Source organism: Polaromonas sp. P1_E3 (genome assembly GCF_056405935.1).
The window spans coordinates 1-695 of the sequence record NZ_JBFUBD010000785.1 but is presented as its reverse complement, the minus strand read 5'-3'; the positions used below and the strand labels follow the sequence as shown (position 1 = coordinate 695).

The 695-nt window shown below is 59.4% G+C and carries 1 protein-coding gene; it reads left to right on the top strand.

What is annotated here, in order from left to right:
* Nucleotides 1-695, top strand: a 695-nt coding sequence (locus AC1D0Z_RS23515) for a hypothetical protein (RefSeq protein ID WP_477660529.1), incomplete at both ends; no start/stop codon positions are given.

The following is a 695-nucleotide window of genomic DNA, read 5'->3' as shown; positions in this document are numbered from 1 at the left end:
GTGGATGCCGAAGCATGTTGGGCTTTGCAGGAGCGCCGGCTGAGCGAATGGTCCGGCAAGTTTCCGCAATCTGCGTTGCCGCATATTGGCCGCAGCGATATTTACGTGATGCAGGCCAGCCTGTTGAACGGAATGACCCCGCAATCGGCGGCATCGCGGGAAAAATATCTTGCGCTGGCGGCCCAGGCCCTGGACAAGGCCCCCGTCGGCAGCAGGGATCCCGTCTGGCATATCAAACGCATGGGCATCGCAACCCTGCAGGGTTGGGGCTCCAAACAATTCTGGCCACTGGTGGAGACGGCAGCCTCAAGATTTCCGGACCATCCCGCCATCTACCGGCAGGCCGTTGTCCATTTTCTTCCCAGCAATGGCGGCTCTGCCGAAGAGATAGAAAAACTGGCCAGATTGGCCGTCCGCAAGACGTCAAAAACTGAGGGCCTCAGCATGTACGCCCATATTTATGACGAAGTAATGCTGGGCCGGGGACGTCTTTGGCAATCGGCTTTCTCGCAGGCGGCGCTGTCATGGCCGGGCATGAAGCTGGGGCTCGAAGATATTTACCGCCGCTTCCCTGACCCCTGGAATCTTGGCCGCTTCGCGCAATATGCCTGCCTCGCCAACGACATGCGCACGCTGAGGCCGCTGCTTTTAAAAATAGATCAGAACCCCTCCGCCACCGCAGAACAGGGCTGGGG